This is a genomic window from Coprococcus sp. AF102-57 (assembly GCF_027686195.1).
GTDB classification, from domain to species: Bacteria; Bacillota; Clostridia; order Lachnospirales; family Lachnospiraceae; genus Allocoprococcus; species Allocoprococcus comes.
In genome coordinates this window covers 113528-134240 of the sequence record NZ_JAQCSY010000009.1, presented here as the reverse complement: position 1 = coordinate 134240, position 20713 = coordinate 113528, and the positions used below count along the sequence as shown (strand labels likewise).

Here is a 20713-nt window from a genome sequence, read left to right as displayed (position 1 = left end):
TGTCTACCTAAAAGGGAGCATATCACAGTTTGAAGGCTTTTGTTTTCTTTGAAGAACATCATGAAGAACTATCCTACTGTGCAAAACATTGTTTAGTAAAACTGTAAATTGTGCAACGTGTCGGAAAAAAGTTTCGTTTACATGAGGTATTGCAAAGAAATGCACAAAATGATAAGCTTGAAACATACAAAACGAGTTTACTAAAGACTTTAGATAAAACCAGGTGAGAAAAATGAATATACGAGATATTGCCAATTTGGCAGGTGTGTCAGCTTCGACGGTATCGAAGGTAATGAATGGGAAAGATAAGGATATTAGCGAAGAAACAAGAAAAAAGGTTTTGGAGGTAATAGAACGAGAACATTATGTTCCATATTTTAAATTTCTTGATAAAGCCGGTATGAAAAATCGACTTGTTGGTTTGATTTTGCAAAAAAATAATCAGGAAAAAGAAAGATACATAGCAGTTGCTGAAAGAATAGCACGTGAAAATAATTATGGTCTTGTTATTGGATATTCGGAAGATGAGAATGATACAAAAATATTGTGTCAGGACATGATTTTGAAAAAGGTATCAGGAATTTTAACAGAAGATTTTGTAAACATAGCGGATAAGAGAGAAAAGGGGGTTATCGTTAATTACAATGATACCAGTGGATTAAATGAACTGAATGAAACGATTTTTTATTATAAAATATCTGAAGCAGTAGAACTGGCAGTAGAAAATTTTGTTCAAGAAGGACATCAGAAAATAGCTTGTATTGTGAATAAGAGCCAGATTGGACTTTTAAAAGATTATAAATTGGCAATGCAAAATAAGAATATGCAAATAAACCCAGCATGGATGTATATTTATGAAGAAATAGAAGAGTTTGGGATATCACAGTTTATTGGAGAAAGCGAAACAGCTATTATTTGTGGTACTCCTGAAATAGCATGTCGTGTAGCAGGAATTTTAGAAAAAAGAAAAACAAATATTCCAGAGGAGCTATCAATTATCGCTATAGGCGAAGGAAAAGAACTACAGTATGTTAGTGGAGGGATTACAGCTATAGATTTCCCAATTGAAGAGATGGTTAGTGAGGGAACAAAATGTTTATTCGAAATGGATAAAACAGGACAAAAAACGGATACGGTTAGAATGTGTTCGCCTCAAATCATACATCGTAATAGTGTTGCACCACCGTTGAGAGAGAAACAAGGAGAGAAGATTATCGTAGTGGGAAGTATGAACATAGATGTTACGATAGAAGCTGATAAAATTCCAGGAGAAGGGGAAAATCAGATGGCAAGTAAAGTGTATGTTTTCCCTGGTGGCAAAGGTGCAAATCAAGCTGTGGGTGTTGGTAAATTAGGTGGTCAGGTGTATATGATCGGTTGCTTGGGAAATGATATAGATGGGAAAAGAATATACACAAATTTGATTGAAAATCATGTTCATATGGAGGGGGTACGATTTGATTCGGTTTTGCCAAGTGGAAAAGCCTATATCCATGTGGATAAAAGAGGAGAAAGTGCTATTACGGTTTATGCCGGTGCGAATACAAATTTAAGTATTAAACATCTAAAAAAATATGAATATATATTTGAAAAAGCAAAATATTGCCTGATATCTACAGAAATACCGGAATCTATTATAGAATATACGGTCGGATATTGCGAAGAAAATGAAATAAAAATCATACTTAAACCAACTTTAAAGGTAAAGGATGAAATTTTAAATAAAATTGATTATTTTGTACCTAATAAAAAAGAATTATTTACTTTAGTTCCAGAAGGTACAACGATTGAAGAAAAGGCTGAAATATTAAGAAATAAAGGGATACAAAACGTAATTGTTACATTGGGAGAAGAAGGGTGTTATTTAAAGAATGACGAGTATTCACTCTTTTTTGAAGGAACAGGATTTGAGGCCGTAGATACAACGGGAGGGGCTGATTCATTTATTAGTGCACTTGCAGTTTATTTAAGTGAAGGTCATAAATTAATAGAATCTATTGATTTTGCAATTTATGCATCAGGAATCAGCGTTACACGTTATGGTGTACAGCCGGCTTTGCCAGATAGAAAGTCGGTAGATATATATGAAGGAGAAATTCATAAAAAGTATAACGATAGAAGGAGGATGAAAAAAGAGTAATGAAACGAATATTGGTAGTTGGAAGTTTAAACATGGATATTGTTATAGAAACTCCGTGTATGCCGAAAGCTGGTGAAACTATTGCAGGGAAAAGTATTGCCCAGATACCAGGTGGAAAAGGTGCCAATCAAGCATTTGCAGCAGGTAAATTGGGCGGAAACATTGCCATGATGGGAGCCGTCGGTAATGATGAAAAAGGTGAAAAACTTCTTGAAAGCTTAAAAGGTGTTGGAGTAGATATTTCCAGAATAGAAGTAATGAATGATATTCCAACAGGACAAGCTTTTATTACAGTAGATGACCAGGGAGAAAATGCAATTATAATTATTGCCGGTGCTAATGGTAAAGTCACAAAAGAGCTGATTGACAGTAATCTGGATTTGATTAAACAAAGTGATATTATAATTATGCAATTAGAAATTCCATTAGAGATAGTTGGATATGTGAAAAAAATAGTGGAAGAGGATGGAAAAATTGTAATTTTAGATCCGGCACCAGCGATAAAAGATATTCCTGAAAATATACTGAAAGGTATTGACTATATTAAGCCTAATGAAACTGAGTTACAGATATTGACAGGAATGGAAGTGAAGAACAGAAAAGATATAACTGAAGCAGCAAAGATATTAATAAAGAAAGGAGTAAAAAATGTAATCGTTACTATGGGTGGAGATGGCTGTTTGTATATCAATAAAGATATAGAAGAATTTTTTCCGGCATATCCGGTAAAAGCCATAGATACAACGGCAGCAGGTGATTGCTTTACAGCAGCATTTGCACTGGCTTTAAGTCAAAACAAAAATTGGAAAGAAGCAATTGAATTTGGACAAAAAGCTTCTTCCATAGCAGTAACAAGAAAAGGTGCACAAACATCAATTCCGACTCGTGAAGAGGTAGATGAAATGAAAGGAGGAAAAATGTAAGGTGGAAAAGGAAAAAATTATTATTGATTGTGATCCGGGTTCAGATGACGCACTGGCTATTATACTGGCGTTATACTCAGGAAAATTAGATTTAAAAGCAGTATGTAGCGTTACCGGAAATGGAGCATTGGATACAACGACAAGGAATGGATTGAATATTCTATCTTTGTGTGGCAGAGAGGATATTCCGTTATATCGGGGATCTGCGGTTGCATTAGACCAGAAGCAGCCGGAAACAGTGAGTGCATTTGGAGATGATGGTTTAGGCGGTTTTGCCCATACTATCGCTTCGGATAAAAAAGAAGAGGATCAGAATGCAGTTGATTTTCTTGTGGAATATGTAAATGGGCATCCGAAAGAGATTACACTTTTTGCCATAGGACCATGTACCAATATCGCACATGCAATTCGTAAATCGCCTGATTTTGCCGGAAATCTAAAACGATTAATTATTATGGGTGGGGCAAAATATACAGGAAATATGAGTCCTGTGGCAGAGTATAATTTCTGGGCAGACCCAATGGCAGCACATGAAGTCCTGATGTCTGGTATTCAGGATGTGACAATGATTGGACTTGATGTTACAAATAAAATTGCTTTAGATGGCAGTATGCGAGAAATATTAAGAATGTTAAATACTAAATTGTCAACATTTGTATATAATATTACGCAAGAAGGAATGGATGAAAACTGGAGATCAAGAAGAAAAGCAGTTTCACCGATGCATGATGTATTAACGGTGGCATATTTCTTGGACAATTCTATTGTAAAGCTAAAACCGGCATATATTGATGTGGTGACAGAAGGAATTGCCAGAGGTCAGTCAATTGTAGATATTGGTGGACACTGGAACGAAAACAAATGCAATGCAAAATATGCATATGATGTTGATGTAGTTAAGTTTTATAAGTTATTTTATAAGGAAATATTTAACGAAGATATTACAGATTTAGTTGAGGGAAAATAGGAGGAATAAAAATGAAGAAAAAGAATGAAACATTTTCAATGATGGTAATTTTATTAATTCCGGTAGCGATTGCAATTAATATTGTCGGAGGGCAGATGACCTCGATATTAAAAATACCGGTAGATTTGGATATGATAGGTGTTATTTTAGTCGGTGCATTGGCTGGGCCACTTCCGGCAGCTGTTACGGGTGTATTAACAAACTTAATTAACGGTATTTTTGATCCAACATGGATTCCATATGCTTTCTGTGCATTCTTTATTGGAATTTCATCAGGATTGTTATCAAAATATAATATGATGACAAAGGTTTGGAAATTAGTTATTTCAGGAATTATCATTGCATTAGTAGGAACTATTACAGCAACACCGATCACTGTATTTTTCTTTGGAGGAGCAACTGGTGGTGGTGCTTCCATGTTAGCAGCAGGATTAATGGCAACCGGAAAACAGATTTTAGAGTCAGTTTTATCAGTTTATATTGTAACAGAAAGTGTCGGTAAATTAATTTCAGTCTTTATTGCATATTTTATCATTAAAGCAATACCGGAAAGATCTCTCGTTAAATACAAATATGGAGAAAAATTCATTAAAACAAAGAGTAACTAGTACATATTTTAAGGAGAATGAATAATGAAGCAAGAGAATAAAATTGTCGGGCTCTACCCGTTAACAAAATTTTATTTAGCAATAGTTCTGGTTGTTTTAGATATCATTATGCCGGGGATTTTAAGTAAGTTGGTTGTGTTTGTAATTATTAATATCATAGCTGCACTAAGTGATGTCTGGAAGAGCTTCATCCGTAAAGTAAGAAATTCAGTCGGTGTTCTATTTGTGATATTGTTGTTTATACAGACATTTTTTTACCCAAGAGGGGAAGTAATATTTTCTTTTTGGATATTTAATGCAAAGTTAGAAGGAATTCTATTTGCTTTAAAACTTGGAATTACATTAATGGGAGTAGGCGGTAGCTTGATCTGGTTTTTTTCGGTTACACAGGAAAAGGATTTTGTATTAGCTTTGGAAAAGAGCGGAATGAGCGCAAAAGCTTCTTATGTGGTTCTATCAACACTTCAAATGGTTCCTGTTTTAAAGAAAAAATCACAGACAATTATGAATGCACAAAAAGCAAGAGGAGTAGAAACGGAAGGAAATCTTTTAGTAAGAGCAAAGGTTTTTGTGCCGACGATTATTCCACTTGTATTAAGCTCGATAGCCGGAACAGAAGAAAGAGCATTGACATTAGAGGCAAGAGGATTTTCATCTGGGATAAAGCCAACACATTTATATGATATAGAAAAAACAGAAGCAGATAAAAAAGCAGTTGTAATAATTACTTTATTAGGAGTTTTAGGTATTGCAGGGAGGGTTGCTTTATGGCTTATATAGATATACAGAATGTTACATATACATATCCTTTGACTAAAACCCCGAGTATTGCTGATGTAAATTTATCTTTTGAAAGAGGGAAATTTTATGCGATATTAGGTGCAAATGGTAGTGGAAAAACAACATTGTGTAATATTATAAGAGGTTTTATTCCTAATTTTTTCCAAGGAGAAATGAAAGGAAAGGTTATTATTGACGGAAAGAATCTCGAAGAATATGAGATGGGAGAAATAGCATCTAAGATAGGATATGTATTTCAAAATCCGTTTAACCAGATTACAGGAGCCAGGGATACTGTCTATGGAGAAATTGCATATGGATTAGAAAATTTTGGAGTGCCTGTAGAGGAGATAAAGACGCGTGTAGAAAAAATCATGGAAATTACCAATACAACGTACTTGCAGGAAAAAAATCCATTTGAATTATCTGGTGGACAGCAGCAGAGAGTTGCACTGGCATCCGTATTGGTTTTGGAACCGGATATTTTAGTAATAGATGAACCGACATCTCAGCTTGATCCACAGGAAACAGAGCGTGTTTTTGAAATCATCAAAACAATGAAAAAAATGGGGAAGACAATCATTCTGGTCGAACATAAAATGGAATTAGTGGCTGAATATTGTGATGAAGTAGTGGTTCTGCATCAGGGGAAAGTAATTCGTCATGGTGATAAACATGACGTTTTATCCGAGATTGAATTGGAAAAATTTGGAGTTATGTTGCCGTTAACAGTTTATCTCGCAAATGAATTGAAAAACCATGGAGTAAGAATGAAAGATAACATTATTACTTCAGACGAAATGGCTGATCAGCTTCAAAAAATAGGAAAGAAGGAGTAGCAACATGGGGATTATTGAATTCAAAGATGTGAGTTTTCAGTATCCGAATGGTTTTTCCGCTGTTGAAAACGTTAGTTTTGAAATTAATGAAGGAGAAGCAATCGCTATTATAGGTCAGAACGGTGCTGGAAAGACAACAACTGTAAAAATGATAAATGGATTATTAAAGCCAACGCATGGAACGGTTTTGATTGATGGAATGGATACAAAAGATTATACAACAGCACAACTGTCAAAAATCGCAGGATATGTATTCCAAAATCCGGATGATCAGATTTTTCATAATAATGTCGAAGATGAAATTAGATTTGGACCTAAAAAACAAGGATTATCAGAAGAAGAAATTGTGAAGAAAACGGAATGGGCAGCTAAGTTATGTGGATTATCAGAACAAATGCAGGAAAATCCGTATAATCTTCCACTTTCAATTCGTAAATTTGTTTCTATTGCATCTGTATTGGCAATGGATGATAAAATATTGATTTTAGATGAACCAACTGCCGGACAAGATTTAATTGGAATTAAGAGATTGGAAAATATTCTTACAGAGCTGAAAAAAGAGAATAAAACAGTGGTTACTATAACACATGATATGGAGTTCGCAGTAAATAATTTTAAAAAAATATTTGTAATGTCACGTAAAAACCTGCTAAGAGTAGGAAATGCAAAAGAAATCTTTTCAGATGATGAATTATTAAAAGACAGCATGCTAAAAAAGACTTATATGGGAAATCTGTGTGATAAATTAAAATTAGATGAGACCGCAGTTACAATTGAGGAATTTTTAAAACATTTTGTTTAAAAGAATATAGGGTATTAAAAGTTCATGAGAATTAGTAAGGGTTAGCCGAAATGACTAGCCCTTTTTAGATAATCTAATGTGTAAAAGCTAATTGATGGGTTGAAAGATTTTTATAGAATTTGCATGAAAAAGAATTGTAGTATATTATAGAACTGTATTGTAATAGAAAGGAGCAATCAAAACATGGATTTCAAATACTGCAAACTGGAAATTTTCATTCCGGAAACGCACCTGCCGACATTACAAAGAGCTTTGCAGGAAGTAGATGCAGGACATATCGGTAACTACGATTCTTGTATGTCATCGAGCGAGGTAACCGGGTATTGGCGTCCGCTGGAAGGATGTAATCCGTATATCGGAAACACCGGTGAGATCAGTAAAGAGCCTGAAGTGAAAGTGGAGGTAACAGTGTTTACCGAAGAAGTTGACAAGACAATTGAAGCAGTCAAAAAGGTTCATCCGTATGAAGAACCGGTGATCAATGCGATTCCGATTTTGCGGACTTCATTCTAAGTTTTTGTTTTAACAATATTGTCAATAAGGTAACGAAAAAGTTGCATAAAGAAAAACAATTTAAATTAAATAACAGCCCTGTTTATGATATGAAAAATTGTAGAAATTATACAAAAAGTATATTTTTTGAAAAAATAATTGAAAAAATTTATGCAATATGATATAGTAAAGCCAGTTGAGGAAGTAATTGAATTGAAAAGAGATGCCGTGACAGGAGAGCGAATGTAAGAGAGACAGCCGGAAGGCTGGTGGTAGGCAACGCTCTTTTTTTGTACTCTAAAAGCGGCAAAAGGGTGATATGATGAGCAGATTTTTTTATGAAGCAGTAGAAGAAAATCCGATCATTGCAGCAGTAAAGAACATGGATGATTTAAAAATCTGCTGTTCTTTGGAAGATATCCGGGTTGTGTTTATTTTATTTGGAGATGTCTGTTCGATCCGTGAGATCGTCCAACAGATAAAAGATTCCGGGAAGGTTGCGATGGTTCATGTAGATCTGATAAGCGGTCTTAGCAGTAAGGAAATTGTCGTAGATTTTATCCGGAAAAATACAGAAGCAGATGGAATAATTTCCACAAAAGCTGCATTGATTAAAAGGGGGAAGGAACTTAAGATGTTCACAGTCCTAAGATATTTCCTTCTGGATTCGATGGCATATGAGAATATCAGGCAGCAACAGCACGCCGTGAAGCCTGATTATATCGAAGTACTTCCGGGGGTGATGCCGAAGGTGATCGGAAAAGTCTGTAAAATGTCAAAGACGCCGATCATTGCAGGCGGTCTGATCTCGGACAAAGAATCTGTGATGGCGGCACTTTCAGCTGGAGCGATCGCAGTTTCATCTACGAATCACGAAGTCTGGAAAATGTAAAACAAAAGTAACAGGAGTAATGTATTTAAACAAAGTACAGGTATTTGAGGATGAGTAAGTAGCGAAGCGGCATAGAATATCCGCTTTACTATAAAACATGCAAAGCAACGATTTTTATTTTAAAGGAGGAAAAAAGAGTATGGCTAAGTATGTAATGGCACTGGATGCGGGAACAACAAGTAACAGATGTATCCTGTTCAATGAAAAAGGAGAAATGTGCAGCGTTGCACAGAGGGAATTCACACAGTATTTCCCGAAACCGGGCTGGGTTGAACATGATGCAGATGAGATCTGGGCAAGTATGCTTGGTGTAGCCGTTGAAGCAATGAACATGATTGGGGCAGAAGCAGAGGACATTGCAGCAATTGGTATTACGAACCAGAGAGAGACAACCATCGTCTGGGACAAAGAGACAGGAGAGCCGATCCATCATGCAATCGTATGGCAGTGCCGCAGAACTTCTGAGTATTGTGACAGTCTGAAGGAAAAAGGACTTACCGATAAATTCAGAGAAAAAACAGGACTTGTTATCGACGCGTATTTCTCAGGAACAAAGGTAAAATGGCTTCTTGACAATGTGCCGGGAGCAAGAGAGAGAGCAGAAAAGGGAGAATTATTATTCGGTACAGTTGAGACATGGCTGATCTGGAAACTGACAAAAGGTGCAGTTCATGTAACGGATTATTCAAACGCTTCCCGCACGATGCTGTTCAATATCAATACCCTTGAATGGGATGATGAGATTCTTGCAGAGCTGAACATTCCGAAATGCATGCTTCCAGAACCAAAACCGTCAAGCTGTGTATATGGAGAAGCAGATCCTTCTTACCTTGGTGGACCGATTCCAATCGCAGGAGCAGCAGGAGACCAGCAGTCCGCACTGTTTGGACAGACATGCTTCAATGCAGGCGAAGCAAAGAATACATATGGAACCGGATGTTTCATGCTGATGAATACCGGTGAGAAACCGATCTTCTCAAAGAACGGACTGGTAACAACCATCGCATGGGGACTGGATGGAAAAGTAAATTACGCACTGGAAGGTTCAATTTTCGTGGCAGGAGCTGCAATTCAGTGGCTGAGAGATGAACTTCGTATTATTGATTCCGCACCGGATTCAGAATACATGGCTAAGAAAGTAAAAGATACAAACGGATGCTATGTAGTACCTGCATTTACCGGACTTGGAGCACCGCACTGGGATCAGTATGCAAGGGGAACGATCGTAGGAATTACACGTGGCGTTAATAAATATCACATTATCCGCGCAACTCTGGAATCCCTTGCTTATCAGGTAAATGATGTTCTGGAAGCAATGAAAGCTGACTCTGGAATTGAACTTGCAGCACTTAAGGTTGACGGTGGAGCAAGTGCAAATGATTTTCTGATGCAGACACAGTCTGACATCATCAATGCACCGGTTAACCGTCCGCAGTGTGTAGAGACAACCGCAATGGGAGCTGCTTATCTTGCAGGTCTTGCAGTTGGATACTGGGCAAGTAAAGAGGATGTTATTAAGAACTGGGCAATTGATAAGACATTCGAGCCAAAGATTGCAGATGAAGAAAGAGAAAAACGGATCAAAGGCTGGAATAAGGCTGTCAAATATGCTTACGGATGGGCAAAAGAAGATTAGATTTTGACAGTAAAAAGGAAATGAAAACAGGACATTGAATAGGGAAAAGGGGGACTTATTATGTTACCTTATATAGCAGAGTTTCTTGGAACAATGATACTTATTATTCTTGGAGATGGAGTAGTAGCAAATGTGAACCTTAACAAATCCGGTATGAAAGGTGCCGGTGCGGTTCAGATTACATTTGCCTGGGGTCTTGCAGTTCTGCTTCCGGCATTTATTTTCGGAGAGGCTTCAGGAGCTTCCTTTAATCCGGCACTTACGATCGCACTTGCAGTGGACGGAAGTTTTGCATGGTCGATGGTTCCTGGATATATCATCGCCCAGATCGCAGGAGCATTCGTAGGCGGATGTATCGTTTATTTACTTTTCAAAGGACAGTTTGACGCAACAGAAGATCCGGGAACAAAGCTTGGTGTATTCTGTACAGGACCTTCGATCGCAAACACAGGACTGAATATTTTCAGTGAGGCAGTTGGAACATTTATCCTTGTATTTGCGATCAAGGGAATTGGAAACGTGACAGGACTTTCCACAGGCGTTGACAAATTATTTGTATTCGGAATTATCGTATCAGTAGGTATGTCACTTGGCGGACTGACCGGTTATGCGATCAACCCGGCAAGAGATCTTGGACCAAGACTTGCACACGCAGTACTTCCAATTAAGGGAAAAGGTGATTCAAACTTCGGATACGGTCTGGTTGTACCGATCATCGGACCAATCATCGGAGCAATCGCAGCAGTATTACTGTATGGAGCAATTCCGTGGTAAAAATTCAGAATTGAAAATGGTAATGGCATGAGATGAGAGAGCCTGACAGGATAACCGCATAGGGAAATGCGTTTACTTGGCAGGCTCTTTTTCATAAGCAGGAAGTTCAGGAAGAAAAAACAGTTATTAAGGAGTGATCTGGGAATGTATGATGTAATAATTATCGGAGCTGGAGTATCCGGTGCAGCAACAGCAAGAGAGCTGTCACGTTATAAAGTGAAGGCATGTGTAATCGAAAAAGAAGAGGATGTATGCTGTGGTACTTCTAAGGCAAACAGTGCAATTGTCCATGCCGGTTATGATGCGGCAGAAGGATCGCTGATGGCAAAACTGAATGTCAGGGGAAATCAGATGATGGAACAGCTTTCAAAGGATCTGGATTTCCCATTTAAGAAAAATGGCTCGCTGGTTGTATGTCTGCATGAGGAGGATATGCCGAATCTTCAGGCACTGTATGACCGAGGCGTTGCAAATGGTGTTAAGGAGTTAAGAATTCTTAACCGTGAGGAATTGAAAGAAATGGAACCGAATATTTCCGATCAGGCGTATGCTGCACTTTATGCACCGACAGCCGGAATTGTATGTCCGTTTAATCTGAACATTGCAATGGCTGAGAATGCAAATGCAAATGGTGTGGAGTTCAAATTTGATACGGAAGTTACGGATCTTAAACCAATAGATGAAGGATGGGAGATCCATACAAATAACGGGGTTTTCCAGACAAGGTACGTGGTAAATGCGGCCGGAGTCTATGCAGACAAGTTTCATAATATGGTAAGTGAGAAGAAGATCCATATTACCCCTAGAAGAGGAGATTACTGCCTGCTTGATAAGAGTGCGGGAAGTCATGTGAGCAAGACGATTTTTGCACTTCCGGGAAAATATGGAAAAGGTATTCTGGTTGCACCGACGGTTCACGGTAATCTGATCCTTGGACCAACGGCGATCGATATCGAAGATAAAGAAGGAACCAATACAACAAGAGAAGGTCTGGATCAGGTGATCGAAAGAGCAGAGATGAATGTGAAAAATATTCCGCTCCGTCAGGTGATTACTTCATTTGCCGGACTTCGTGCACATGAGGACGGACATGAGTTCTTGATCGGGGAAGTGGAGGATGCAAAAGGATTTATCGACTGTGCAGGCATTGAATCACCGGGACTTACCAGTGCACCGGCAATCGGAGAAATGGTGGCACAGATCCTGAAAGAGAAAATGAATCTGGAAGAAAAAGAAGATTTTATCGCAACAAGAAAAGGCGTTCTGGATCCGAATACACTCAGCAAGGAAGAAAGAATGGAACTGATCAAAGAGAAACCGGAATACGGAAATATTATCTGCCGCTGTGAAATGGTTACAGAGGGTGAGATCATGGATGCGATCAACAGACCGCTCGGTGCCAAATCTCTGGACGGGGTAAAACGCAGAACAAGAGCCGGAATGGGACGATGTCAGGCTGGATTCTGTTCACCGAGAACGATGGAGATCCTGGCGAGAGAACGCCATGTGAGTATGTTCGAGATCACAAAATCCGGTGGAGATTCTAAAATTGTCACAGGTACTAATAAGGATTCGTTATAAGAGGGAGGCATTGCATCATGAGAGCTTATGATATTGTTATCATTGGAGGAGGACCGGCAGGACTTGCGGCTGCAATTTCGGCGAAGAAAAGCGGAGTGGACAGTGTCCTGATCCTGGAAAGAGACAAAGAACTTGGCGGAATCCTGAATCAGTGCATCCACAACGGATTCGGACTCCATACATTTAAGGAAGAACTGACCGGACCGGAATATGCAGGACGTTTTATTGATCAGGTGAAAGAACTGAATATTGAATACAAGCTGAATACAATGGTTATGGATATCAGCCCACAGAAGGTTGTCACCGCAATGAACCGGGAGGAAGGTCTTTTCGAGATTCAGGCGAAGGCAGTTGTTCTGGCAATGGGGTGCCGTGAGCGTTCCAGAGGTGCACTTAATATTCCGGGCTATCGTCCGGCGGGTATTTTCTCAGCAGGTACGGCACAGAGACTGGTCAATATCGAAGGCTATATGCCGGGGCGGGAAGTTGTGATCCTTGGTTCCGGCGACATCGGATTGATCATGGCGAGACGAATGACATTTGAAGGTGCAAAGGTTAAGGTTGTTGCAGAGTTGATGCCGTATTCCGGAGGACTGAAGAGAAATATCGTACAGTGTCTGGATGATTATGACATTCCGCTGAAGCTGAGCCATACGGTTGTTGATATCAAAGGAAAAGAGCGTCTGGAAGGCATTACACTGGCACAGGTGGACGGTCACGGAAAACCGATTCCTGGAACCGAAGAAGAATACAGTTGTGATACCCTCCTCCTTTCCGTAGGCTTGATTCCGGAAAATGAAATTTCAAGAGGTATGGGCGTGGATATGAACCCTGTCACATCAGGACCGAAGGTAAATGAGAGCCTGGAAACAAACATCGAAGGCGTATTTGCCTGTGGAAATGTCCTGCATGTGCATGACCTGGTTGACTTTGTATCGGAAGAAGCCGGAACTGCAGGAAGAAATGCTGCGGAATACGTCAAACAGGGAGAAGAATGCAGACAGGGCGGAAAAGAGATTAAAATGAATCCAGTCGAAGGTGTCCGTTATACAGTTCCGGGAACGATTAACGTAGACCGGATGGATGAAAATCTGACCGTGCGTTTCCGTGTGGGCGGTGTCTATAAGAATTGTTATATCAGCGCATATTTTGATGATGAGAGAGTGATCCACAGAAAACGTCCGGTTGTTGCACCAGGTGAGATGGAAGAGATTAAGCTGACAAAAGAGCAGCTTCTGAAATATCCGGCTCTGCAGACCATCACAGTAAAGATTGAGGAGGCGTAGACGATGGAAGAGAGAAAATTGACATGTATCGGCTGTCCGATGGGCTGCCCTCTTACAGTTGTAATGAATGGGGAAGAAGTAGTGAGCGTCACGGGAAATACCTGTAAACGCGGTGATGTATATGCAAGAAAAGAAGTGACGAATCCAACGAGAATCGTAACTTCGACCGTGCGGGTGTCCGGCGGAAGCATCGATATGGTATCGGTGAAGACGAAAGAAGATATCCCAAAGGGCAAGATCTTTGAATGTGTGAAGGCGCTCAAAGGAATTGAAGTCCCGGCTCCGGTTCATATTGGGGATGTGATCCTTGAAAATGTGGCTGACACGGGTGTGGATATTGTTGCGACGAAGAATGTTGAATAAAAGGAAAAGAAGGAGAAGTCCTGTATGGTGACGGAAAGGGTTGCCATATGGGACTTTTTTAATGTAAAAGACTGTGACTTTTGTTTGAAATTATGCAGAATACTTAACAAACTTAAAAAAATTACACATTTTTTGGAAGAAATTTATAAAACCAAAAAATTTTATACATTCACATAAAAAATGAATATAGTGAAAAAACAGGCGCCATTCTAAAATATTCACATAACAAAGAATCGTTTGAAATGAACGACAGGAGAATATGAAAGTTTAAGGGAGGAACGAGAAATGAAAAAAGCAAAATGCTTTAGTGACATTCATTACGACATTGGAAAAATTGATGACAAAATGTACTCGTCTTTTACAGAACATCTGGGACGAAGCATTTATACAGGAATCTACGAGCCGGGGCATCCAAATGCAGATGAAAACGGATATCGTAAAGATGTCATGGAATTAGTAAAAGAATTAGGCGTTCCGGTAATTCGTTATCCAGGTGGAAACTTTGTATCATGCTATGACTGGCATGATGGAATTGGACCAAAAGAAAAAAGACCAAAACGTATGGATTATGCATGGTCAAGTATTGAAACAAACCAGTTCGGTATTGATGAATTTTGCCAGTGGGCAGAAAAAGTTGGTATTGAGCCGATGATCGCAGTCAACCTTGGAACAGGAAGTATTAAAGATGCCGGCGATCTGGTTGAATATTGCAATCATCCGGGTGGAACCTATTGGAGTGATTTGAGAGCCCAGAACGGACATCCAGAACCATATAATATCAAATATTGGTGCCTTGGAAATGAGATGGAAGGAAGCTGGCAGGCAGGACATTTGTCAGCAGAAGATTATACAAAGAAAGCACTTGAAGCAGCAAAGATCATGAGATGGGTTGATCCTTCTATTAAACTGGTTGCCTGCGGAAGCAGTTATGAAATGTTACCAACCTATATGGAATGGGACAGAACAATGCTGACAGATCTTTATGATCAGGTTGATTATTTATCAACTCATAACTATACAATGAACTCTGGACAGGGTACAACAAATTATCTTGCTTCCTATAAACAGCTGGATTCTCATATCAAAAACAGCGCAAAAGTTATTGAGTATGTAAAGGCTAAAAATCATTTTGATAAAGATTTAAAGATTTGTCTGGATGAATGGAATGTGTGGAACTTCCAGGACATCAAACTGGATTCTCTGGATGATTTAATGGGACTTACAACGTTCGAGATGACATCAGCTGGAAAATGGGAAATCGCACCACCGATTCTGCAGGAAAAATACAGTCTGCTGGACGCAGTTGTTGTTGGAGGACTTGGAATTTCATTGCTGAACAATGCAGATACAGTTGAAATTGCATGCCTGGCACAGCTTATCAATGTGATTGCTCCAATCACAACAATTCCGGGAGGTGGAATTTTCAAACAGGCGATTTATCATCCATTCCATATGCTCAGCAAATATGGACATGGAACTGTTAAGAAAGCCATTGTGGATGCACCGAAATATCAGTGCGATTTCGGTGAATTAAATGTTGTTGAACCAGCAGTTATCTATAATGAGGAAAATGATGAAGTAAGAATCTTCGTTCTGAACTGCGATCAGGAAGAGGACGTTGAATTTGAAGTTGATTTACAGGGATATGGAGATAAGAAAGTAAAGAAACATCTGGTACTTGCCGGAAATGACTATTCTGTAATGAACACAATTGAACATCCGGATGCAGTTGAAATGGAAGAGAAAGAGGTAACAGCTACAAATTCTGTAGTATTACCAAAAATGTCATGGAATGTAATTGTTTTAGGATAATAAAAGAAGAAGGAAAGAGGGAGGTGGCAACGAAATGAGCGTGATTTTGGAAGCAAAACATATTTCAAAAAACTTTGGACTTACTCAGGCATTGAAAGACGTTTCTGTAACCATTGATGAAGGAGAAGTTATTGGTCTGATCGGAGAAAATGGTTCCGGAAAGTCAACTCTTTCCTCTATTATTTCCGGAGTTTATCCGCAATCTGAAGGAGAGCTTACTCTGGACGGAAAACCATATAAACCAGCAGACACACTGGATGCACAGAATCATGGAATCAGTATGATTGCCCAGGAAATGGGAACACTTCCGGGAATTAAAGTGGCAGATAATCTTTTTATCGGAAAAGAGCAGTTGTTTACAAAACATGGTGTTGTTGACAGAAAAAAGATGTATCAGGAAGCAAGAAAGGCACTTGAAAAAATCGGGATTAACAATATTCATCCGGAAGATCCGATCATAAAATACAGTCTGGAAGAAAGAAAACTGATTGAAGTTGTAAGAGCACTGTATACGAATCCAAGGATTTTCATCGTTGACGAAACAACAACTGCTTTGTCTCAACGAGGAAGGGATATCATTTACCAGGTTATTAAGAACATGAAGAAGGAAAATAAGACAGTACTGTTTATTTCCCATGACCTGGAAGAACTGATGGAGGTTTGCAGTAAGCTGATTGTTTTGCGAGACGGTGTGTTTGTTGCTGAACTTGAAAAATCTGAGTTTGAAGAGGAAAAGATAAAAGAGTTGATGGTAGGACGTAAACTTACCGGAGATTATTATCGAAGTGATTACGATGGAAGCTATGGGAAAGAGGTTGTGCTTTCGGCAGAAAAACTGTATGTAGGAGATAGCCTCAAAGGTGTCTCACTGGAACTTCATAAAGGAGAAATCCTTGGAATAGGTGGGTTAACAGATTGCGGAATGCATGAACTTGGAAAAGCGTTGTTTGGAAATGTTAAACCATTGTATGGTGAAGTAAAACTTGGAAATGGAAAAAAGATTACATCAGAAAAACAGGCAATCAAGAACAAGATTGGATATGTATCCAAGAACCGAGACCAGGAAGCACTGATCTTATCAGCAAGTATCATGGAAAATACCGTTTTACCATCCTTGTCAATGATCGCAAAAGGTGGTGTAATTACCAAAGGTGCTGAAAAGAAATTTACCGATAAACAGGTAAAAGATATGAGCATTAAATGCAGAGAGATTGGACAAAACGTAGGTGATTTAAGTGGTGGTAATAAACAGAAAGTTGTATTTGGAAAATGGCTTGGTAATGAGTCAGAAATTTATATCTTGGACTGCCCGACACGAGGAATTGATATTGGTGTAAAGGCATTTATGTATCAGCTGATGTACCGCCTGAAAAAAGAAGGAAAATCTATTTTGATGATTTCAGAAGAACTTCCGGAACTGATTGGAATGAGTGATCGTATTCTGATTATGAAAGATGGTCAGATACAAGATTCATTTACCAGGTCAGAAGAGTTAAATGAATCTGTATTAATCAAGAAGATGGTTTAGGAGGGATAAAAGTGAAAGAGAAAGCTAAGGCAAAAGAAATTCTTCAGAAAATAATTCCTTTCCTTGGAATCATTTTAATGATTATCATATTTCAGGTCGGAGGAGAAGGGAAACTGCTGACAAAAGGTAATATTAACAGTATTCTGAATCAGACCGTATATATAGCGATTATGGCATTTGGTGCAATTTTCGTATACTCACATGGCGGAATGGATTTGTCATACGGTGGTGTTATCGGTTTCAGCGTTTTAGTTGCGATTTTAGTTGCGAACACAGGAGTACCGGCAGGAGTAGTATTTATTACAAACATTCTTGCAGCACTGGTATGGTTCGTATTGAACGGAGTTGTTTCCGTATATTTGCAGGTTTCGCCATTTATCACATCACTATGCATCATGTACATGTGTCGTGGAATCTTAAATACGGTATGTGCATCACAGAAATATAGTATTCCGGTTGAACTTTTTGAATTTGATAATCAGAAATTTAAGCTGGGAATGCTGTTAGGAGTCTTTATTATCTGCTATATCTTATTTGAAAAAACAGCAATTGGAAAAGATAATAAAGCAATTGGAGGAAATCCAGCCGCTGCAAAGCAGGCAGGCGTAAACGTTAATAGAACCAGAATGATCGCTTACATTATCAGTGGTATCACGGTAGGTATTGCAGGATTTATCCTTATGGCAAGAGCCGGAAGTGTAAGTACTTCAACTGGTCAGGGAATGGAAATGAACGTTGTCACAGCATTGGTACTTGGAGGTGTGCCATTGTCCGGAGGTTCTAAAGTAAAAATGATCGGAGCTGTGGTCGGAAGCTTTTCTGTTATCCTTTTGAGAAATGGATTGATTATCCTGGGTGTTAACGAACGTGTGGTTGAAGGAATTCAGGGACTGGTACTGTTACTGTTAGTATTCCTTACATATGTAAAGAACAAAGATGGTGTACTGGAGTAACAGATGAAACAAGGAGAAAAAGAGGAGGAAAAGAAATGAAAAGAATTAAACGAGCAGTAGCTGTTTTATTAGCAGTTATGATGGTATTCTCTGTAATCGGTTGTGGTGGTTCTTCAGGAAGCAAGAAATCAGACAGCAGTTCAAAAGAGACAAAAGATGCAAAGACAGAGGAAGTCTGGGGAAACAAATCAGGTCAGGATGAAATTTGTGGAGATCCGGATGGTAAATACACAATTGGTGTAGTTATCCATACAACAACAGATTTCCTTTGCGCAAAATACAAAGCATACACAGATTATCTTGGAAAAGCATATGGTGTAAAATTTAACTATTACATTATTGAAAACTTTGCAGATGAAACATATCTTTCTGCAATTGAAAACCTCTGTGCACAGGGTGTTGATGGTATTATCACAACAAACTTCTCAGGAACAGCAGTCCTTCAGGGATTAAAAATTTGTGAAGAAAATGAAGTTTATCTTGGTGTAGGCTGGTCACAGATTGATGAAAGCATCAAAGATCAGGTTTACAAGAGTGATTACTTTGTTGGTGGATCTTATGAAGCAGATTACGATGCAGGATATGAAATTGTAACAAGCCTTATTGATTCAGGATGCAAGAACATTGCAGCAATTGGCTATGAACCTGGAATTACCTGCCATGACAGAAGATGGGAAGGTATGATGAAAGCATTTGAAGATCATCCGGAAGTTAAAAAAGCTGGTGAATACAGAGGCCTTGAATTCACAAAAGCAGTAGAAGATTTCCTTGCAGCAGATGATTCTATCGATGGTATTGCAATTACACTTCTTGGTATTGAATACTGCTCAGAACCAATCAAATCAGCAGGACGTGAAGGTCAGGTTAAGATCGCATTCTGTGACCTTTCAGAAAATTGTCAGGGAAGCCTTGACAATGGTGAAACAGTATGTGCAATCGGTGGACAGTATGCTGATGCAGTATTCCCGTTCGTACTTATCTACAATGCACTGGAAGGAAATGCTCTTGACAAAGTAGAAGTACCGGTTAACTTTATTGTATGTAAATCTGGTCAGGAATTCTCTGATTACATGACATACCTTCATAATGATGGTGTATATGCATGGACAACAGATGAAGTTGATCAGCTGATTAAATCAAAAAATAAAAATGCATCTTCTGATGATCTGCTTGAAATGGGCAAGAACTACAGTATTGAAGATACAATTGCAAGACATGGAAAATAAATTACTACTTTAACGGATATGGAAAGGGAAGGCGTATGAAAACGAAATCAGATACAGTTAAAAATGTATGCAAAGTCGTTATGCTCCCGGTATTTGTATATCTTCTGTTTTTCATATGCTCCGGCGGAGCATTTGGAAAACCGGCGAGTCTTATTATGAACCTGAAGCAAACGCTGGCCCCTACGCTAATTTCATTCGCAATGTGTTCGAACATGTTGTGTAACAGAATGGATCTTAGTGCAGGTGCGGTTGTAATGCTCTCGGCAATGTTCGGAGCAAAAATGGTATATCTTTACGGAATCGGATTGATACCATTTGCATTGATTGTGGTTGGAGCGGGCATTGTACTTGGAACAATCTCAGGTGTTATGTATATGTTACTGAGAGTTCCGGCAATTGTTACAGCACTTGGTGTTTGCATGGTATATGAGACATTATCCAACCTGGCAAGTATTTCATGGGTAACAGCTATTAACGGAGAAATTACAACACTTGGAAGATTTCCGTATTGTTTGATTATTTTTGCGATCATGTTTGTACTGTTCTACATCATTTTCAACTATACAAAGTTTGGATATAATGTAAGAGCATGTGCAAGTTCACAGAGAATTGCAAAAAATTCAGGTGTCAATACCAAGAAAACAGCATTCCTCTGCTATGTAGTTTCATCATTATTCCTTGGAGTTGCGGCACTTTTGAAGATTTCTATACAGGGATCAATTGATACGCCGATGTACATGTCAAGTACGAATATTATTTTCAACTGCATGCTTGGAATTTATGTTGGACTGGCACTTGAACAGTATTGTAATCTGGTAATCGGAATCTTTATCGGAAACTTTATTTTAAATATGCTGACGACAGGACTTCTCAGCATGGGACTTTCAGCTTCGCTGCAGGATACAGCATCTGGAATCTTCCTTCTGGTTATTATGATCTTTACTTACAACAACCAGAGAGTAATGAACTTTATCAGTGAACGAAAGCTGAAAAAAGAGCTTGTGAGAACAAACGCACAATAAAAAATAATTTAAATGACACCCGGAGTATACGCATCCTGTCAGCTTGCGATACTCCGGGTGTCGCTGTATAATCGGAATAGACAGCATTT

Annotated in this window: 19 protein-coding genes; all 19 read left to right on the top strand. The window is 38.7% G+C overall.

Annotation, left to right across the window (positions count from 1 at the left end):
- Nucleotides 1–232 precede the first annotated feature (232 nt).
- The 19 genes from PGZ10_RS08050 to PGZ10_RS07960 all read left to right on the top strand — a co-directional run bounded on the left by PGZ10_RS08050 (nucleotide 233) and on the right by PGZ10_RS07960 (nucleotide 20624).
- Nucleotides 233–2140, top strand: a complete 1908-nt coding sequence (locus PGZ10_RS08050; RefSeq protein WP_270541076.1) for a PfkB family carbohydrate kinase — start codon at nucleotides 233–235, stop codon at nucleotides 2138–2140.
- The gene (gene rbsK, locus PGZ10_RS08045) at nucleotides 2140–3063 is read left to right on the top strand and encodes a ribokinase (RefSeq protein ID WP_117834571.1); all 924 of its coding nucleotides are present in this window, start codon (nucleotides 2140–2142) and stop codon (nucleotides 3061–3063) included. Before PGZ10_RS08050 ends, rbsK begins: the two co-directional genes overlap by 1 nt.
- A 1-nt stretch (nucleotide 3064) precedes the next feature.
- On the top strand, nucleotides 3065–4030 hold the full coding sequence (locus PGZ10_RS08040) for a nucleoside hydrolase (RefSeq protein WP_117824694.1): 966 nt from the start codon (nucleotides 3065–3067) through the stop codon (nucleotides 4028–4030).
- Nucleotides 4031–4041: 11 nt separating this feature from the next.
- The gene (locus PGZ10_RS08035; protein ID WP_055260339.1) at nucleotides 4042–4638 is read left to right on the top strand and encodes an ECF transporter S component; all 597 of its coding nucleotides are present in this window, start codon (nucleotides 4042–4044) and stop codon (nucleotides 4636–4638) included.
- 24 nt (nucleotides 4639–4662) lie between these two features.
- A complete protein-coding gene (locus PGZ10_RS08030; RefSeq protein WP_055260338.1) occupies nucleotides 4663–5418 on the top strand; it encodes an energy-coupling factor transporter transmembrane component T in 756 nt (251 codons plus the stop codon).
- Nucleotides 5406–6257, top strand: a complete 852-nt coding sequence (locus tag PGZ10_RS08025; protein WP_055260337.1) for an energy-coupling factor ABC transporter ATP-binding protein — start codon at nucleotides 5406–5408, stop codon at nucleotides 6255–6257. Before PGZ10_RS08030 ends, PGZ10_RS08025 begins: the two co-directional genes overlap by 13 nt.
- Before the next feature lie 4 nt (nucleotides 6258–6261).
- Nucleotides 6262–7059, top strand: coding sequence for an energy-coupling factor ABC transporter ATP-binding protein (locus PGZ10_RS08020; protein WP_270205418.1), 798 nt, complete (start codon nucleotides 6262–6264; stop codon nucleotides 7057–7059).
- 183 nt (nucleotides 7060–7242) lie between these two features.
- Nucleotides 7243–7572: a divalent cation tolerance protein CutA gene (gene cutA, locus PGZ10_RS08015; RefSeq protein ID WP_270205417.1), complete on the top strand. Its 330-nt coding sequence runs from the start codon at nucleotides 7243–7245 to the stop codon at nucleotides 7570–7572.
- A gap of 301 nt (nucleotides 7573–7873) precedes the next feature.
- On the top strand, nucleotides 7874–8443 hold the full coding sequence (locus tag PGZ10_RS08010) for a glycerol-3-phosphate responsive antiterminator (protein WP_117557314.1): 570 nt from the start codon (nucleotides 7874–7876) through the stop codon (nucleotides 8441–8443).
- A gap of 139 nt (nucleotides 8444–8582) precedes the next feature.
- Complete coding sequence (gene glpK / locus PGZ10_RS08005; RefSeq protein ID WP_008373317.1) at nucleotides 8583–10079, top strand: glycerol kinase GlpK; 1497 nt, start codon at nucleotides 8583–8585, stop codon at nucleotides 10077–10079.
- A gap of 60 nt (nucleotides 10080–10139) precedes the next feature.
- On the top strand, nucleotides 10140–10853 hold the full coding sequence (locus PGZ10_RS08000; protein ID WP_022220047.1) for an MIP/aquaporin family protein: 714 nt from the start codon (nucleotides 10140–10142) through the stop codon (nucleotides 10851–10853).
- Nucleotides 10854–10997: 144 nt separating this feature from the next.
- Nucleotides 10998–12434, top strand: coding sequence for an NAD(P)/FAD-dependent oxidoreductase (locus PGZ10_RS07995; protein ID WP_270541075.1), 1437 nt, complete (start codon nucleotides 10998–11000; stop codon nucleotides 12432–12434).
- A 17-nt stretch (nucleotides 12435–12451) separates the two neighbouring features.
- On the top strand, nucleotides 12452–13720 hold the full coding sequence (locus PGZ10_RS07990) for an NAD(P)/FAD-dependent oxidoreductase (protein ID WP_270541074.1): 1269 nt from the start codon (nucleotides 12452–12454) through the stop codon (nucleotides 13718–13720).
- A gap of 3 nt (nucleotides 13721–13723) precedes the next feature.
- Entirely contained in the window at nucleotides 13724–14083 is a 360-nt protein-coding gene (locus PGZ10_RS07985) for a DUF1667 domain-containing protein (protein ID WP_055260332.1), read from the top strand.
- A gap of 285 nt (nucleotides 14084–14368) precedes the next feature.
- Nucleotides 14369–15895 (top strand): arabinosylfuranosidase ArfA, encoded by a 1527-nt coding sequence (gene arfA / locus PGZ10_RS07980; RefSeq protein ID WP_270541073.1) that lies wholly within the window; start codon nucleotides 14369–14371, stop codon nucleotides 15893–15895.
- 34 nt (nucleotides 15896–15929) lie between these two features.
- Nucleotides 15930–17423, top strand: coding sequence for a sugar ABC transporter ATP-binding protein (locus PGZ10_RS07975; RefSeq protein WP_270541071.1), 1494 nt, complete (start codon nucleotides 15930–15932; stop codon nucleotides 17421–17423).
- Between the two features lie 11 nt (nucleotides 17424–17434).
- On the top strand, nucleotides 17435–18376 hold the full coding sequence (locus PGZ10_RS07970) for an ABC transporter permease (protein WP_055247451.1): 942 nt from the start codon (nucleotides 17435–17437) through the stop codon (nucleotides 18374–18376).
- Between the two features lie 35 nt (nucleotides 18377–18411).
- Nucleotides 18412–19602 carry a sugar ABC transporter substrate-binding protein gene (locus PGZ10_RS07965; protein WP_117834575.1) on the top strand — a complete coding sequence of 397 codons (1191 nt, stop codon included), beginning with the start codon at nucleotides 18412–18414 and terminating at the stop codon, nucleotides 19600–19602.
- A 35-nt stretch (nucleotides 19603–19637) separates the two neighbouring features.
- Nucleotides 19638–20624, top strand: a complete 987-nt coding sequence (locus PGZ10_RS07960) for an ABC transporter permease (RefSeq protein WP_055247455.1) — start codon at nucleotides 19638–19640, stop codon at nucleotides 20622–20624.
- Nucleotides 20625–20713 lie beyond the last annotated feature (89 nt).

Excerpts from the sequence above, each read along its gene's own strand:
- PGZ10_RS08050 (WP_270541076.1), top strand. The coding sequence starts at position 233 with ATGAATATACGAGATATTGCCAATTTGGCAGGTGTGTCAGCTTCGACG.
- rbsK (WP_117834571.1), top strand. The coding sequence starts at position 2,140 with ATGAAACGAATATTGGTAGTTGGAAGTTTAAACATGGATATTGTTATA.
- PGZ10_RS08035 (WP_055260339.1), top strand. The coding sequence starts at position 4,042 with ATGAAGAAAAAGAATGAAACATTTTCAATGATGGTAATTTTATTAATT.
- PGZ10_RS08030 (WP_055260338.1), top strand. The coding sequence starts at position 4,663 with ATGAAGCAAGAGAATAAAATTGTCGGGCTCTACCCGTTAACAAAATTT.
- PGZ10_RS08025 (WP_055260337.1), top strand. The coding sequence starts at position 5,406 with ATGGCTTATATAGATATACAGAATGTTACATATACATATCCTTTGACT.
- PGZ10_RS08020 (WP_270205418.1), top strand. The coding sequence starts at position 6,262 with ATGGGGATTATTGAATTCAAAGATGTGAGTTTTCAGTATCCGAATGGT.
- cutA (WP_270205417.1), top strand. The coding sequence starts at position 7,243 with ATGGATTTCAAATACTGCAAACTGGAAATTTTCATTCCGGAAACGCAC.
- PGZ10_RS08010 (WP_117557314.1), top strand. The coding sequence starts at position 7,874 with ATGAGCAGATTTTTTTATGAAGCAGTAGAAGAAAATCCGATCATTGCA.
- glpK (WP_008373317.1), top strand. The coding sequence starts at position 8,583 with ATGGCTAAGTATGTAATGGCACTGGATGCGGGAACAACAAGTAACAGA.
- PGZ10_RS08000 (WP_022220047.1), top strand. The coding sequence starts at position 10,140 with ATGTTACCTTATATAGCAGAGTTTCTTGGAACAATGATACTTATTATT.
- PGZ10_RS07995 (WP_270541075.1), top strand. The coding sequence starts at position 10,998 with ATGTATGATGTAATAATTATCGGAGCTGGAGTATCCGGTGCAGCAACA.
- PGZ10_RS07990 (WP_270541074.1), top strand. The coding sequence starts at position 12,452 with ATGAGAGCTTATGATATTGTTATCATTGGAGGAGGACCGGCAGGACTT.
- PGZ10_RS07985 (WP_055260332.1), top strand. The coding sequence starts at position 13,724 with ATGGAAGAGAGAAAATTGACATGTATCGGCTGTCCGATGGGCTGCCCT.
- arfA (WP_270541073.1), top strand. The coding sequence starts at position 14,369 with ATGAAAAAAGCAAAATGCTTTAGTGACATTCATTACGACATTGGAAAA.
- PGZ10_RS07975 (WP_270541071.1), top strand. The coding sequence starts at position 15,930 with ATGAGCGTGATTTTGGAAGCAAAACATATTTCAAAAAACTTTGGACTT.
- PGZ10_RS07965 (WP_117834575.1), top strand. The coding sequence starts at position 18,412 with ATGAAAAGAATTAAACGAGCAGTAGCTGTTTTATTAGCAGTTATGATG.
- PGZ10_RS07960 (WP_055247455.1), top strand. The coding sequence starts at position 19,638 with ATGAAAACGAAATCAGATACAGTTAAAAATGTATGCAAAGTCGTTATG.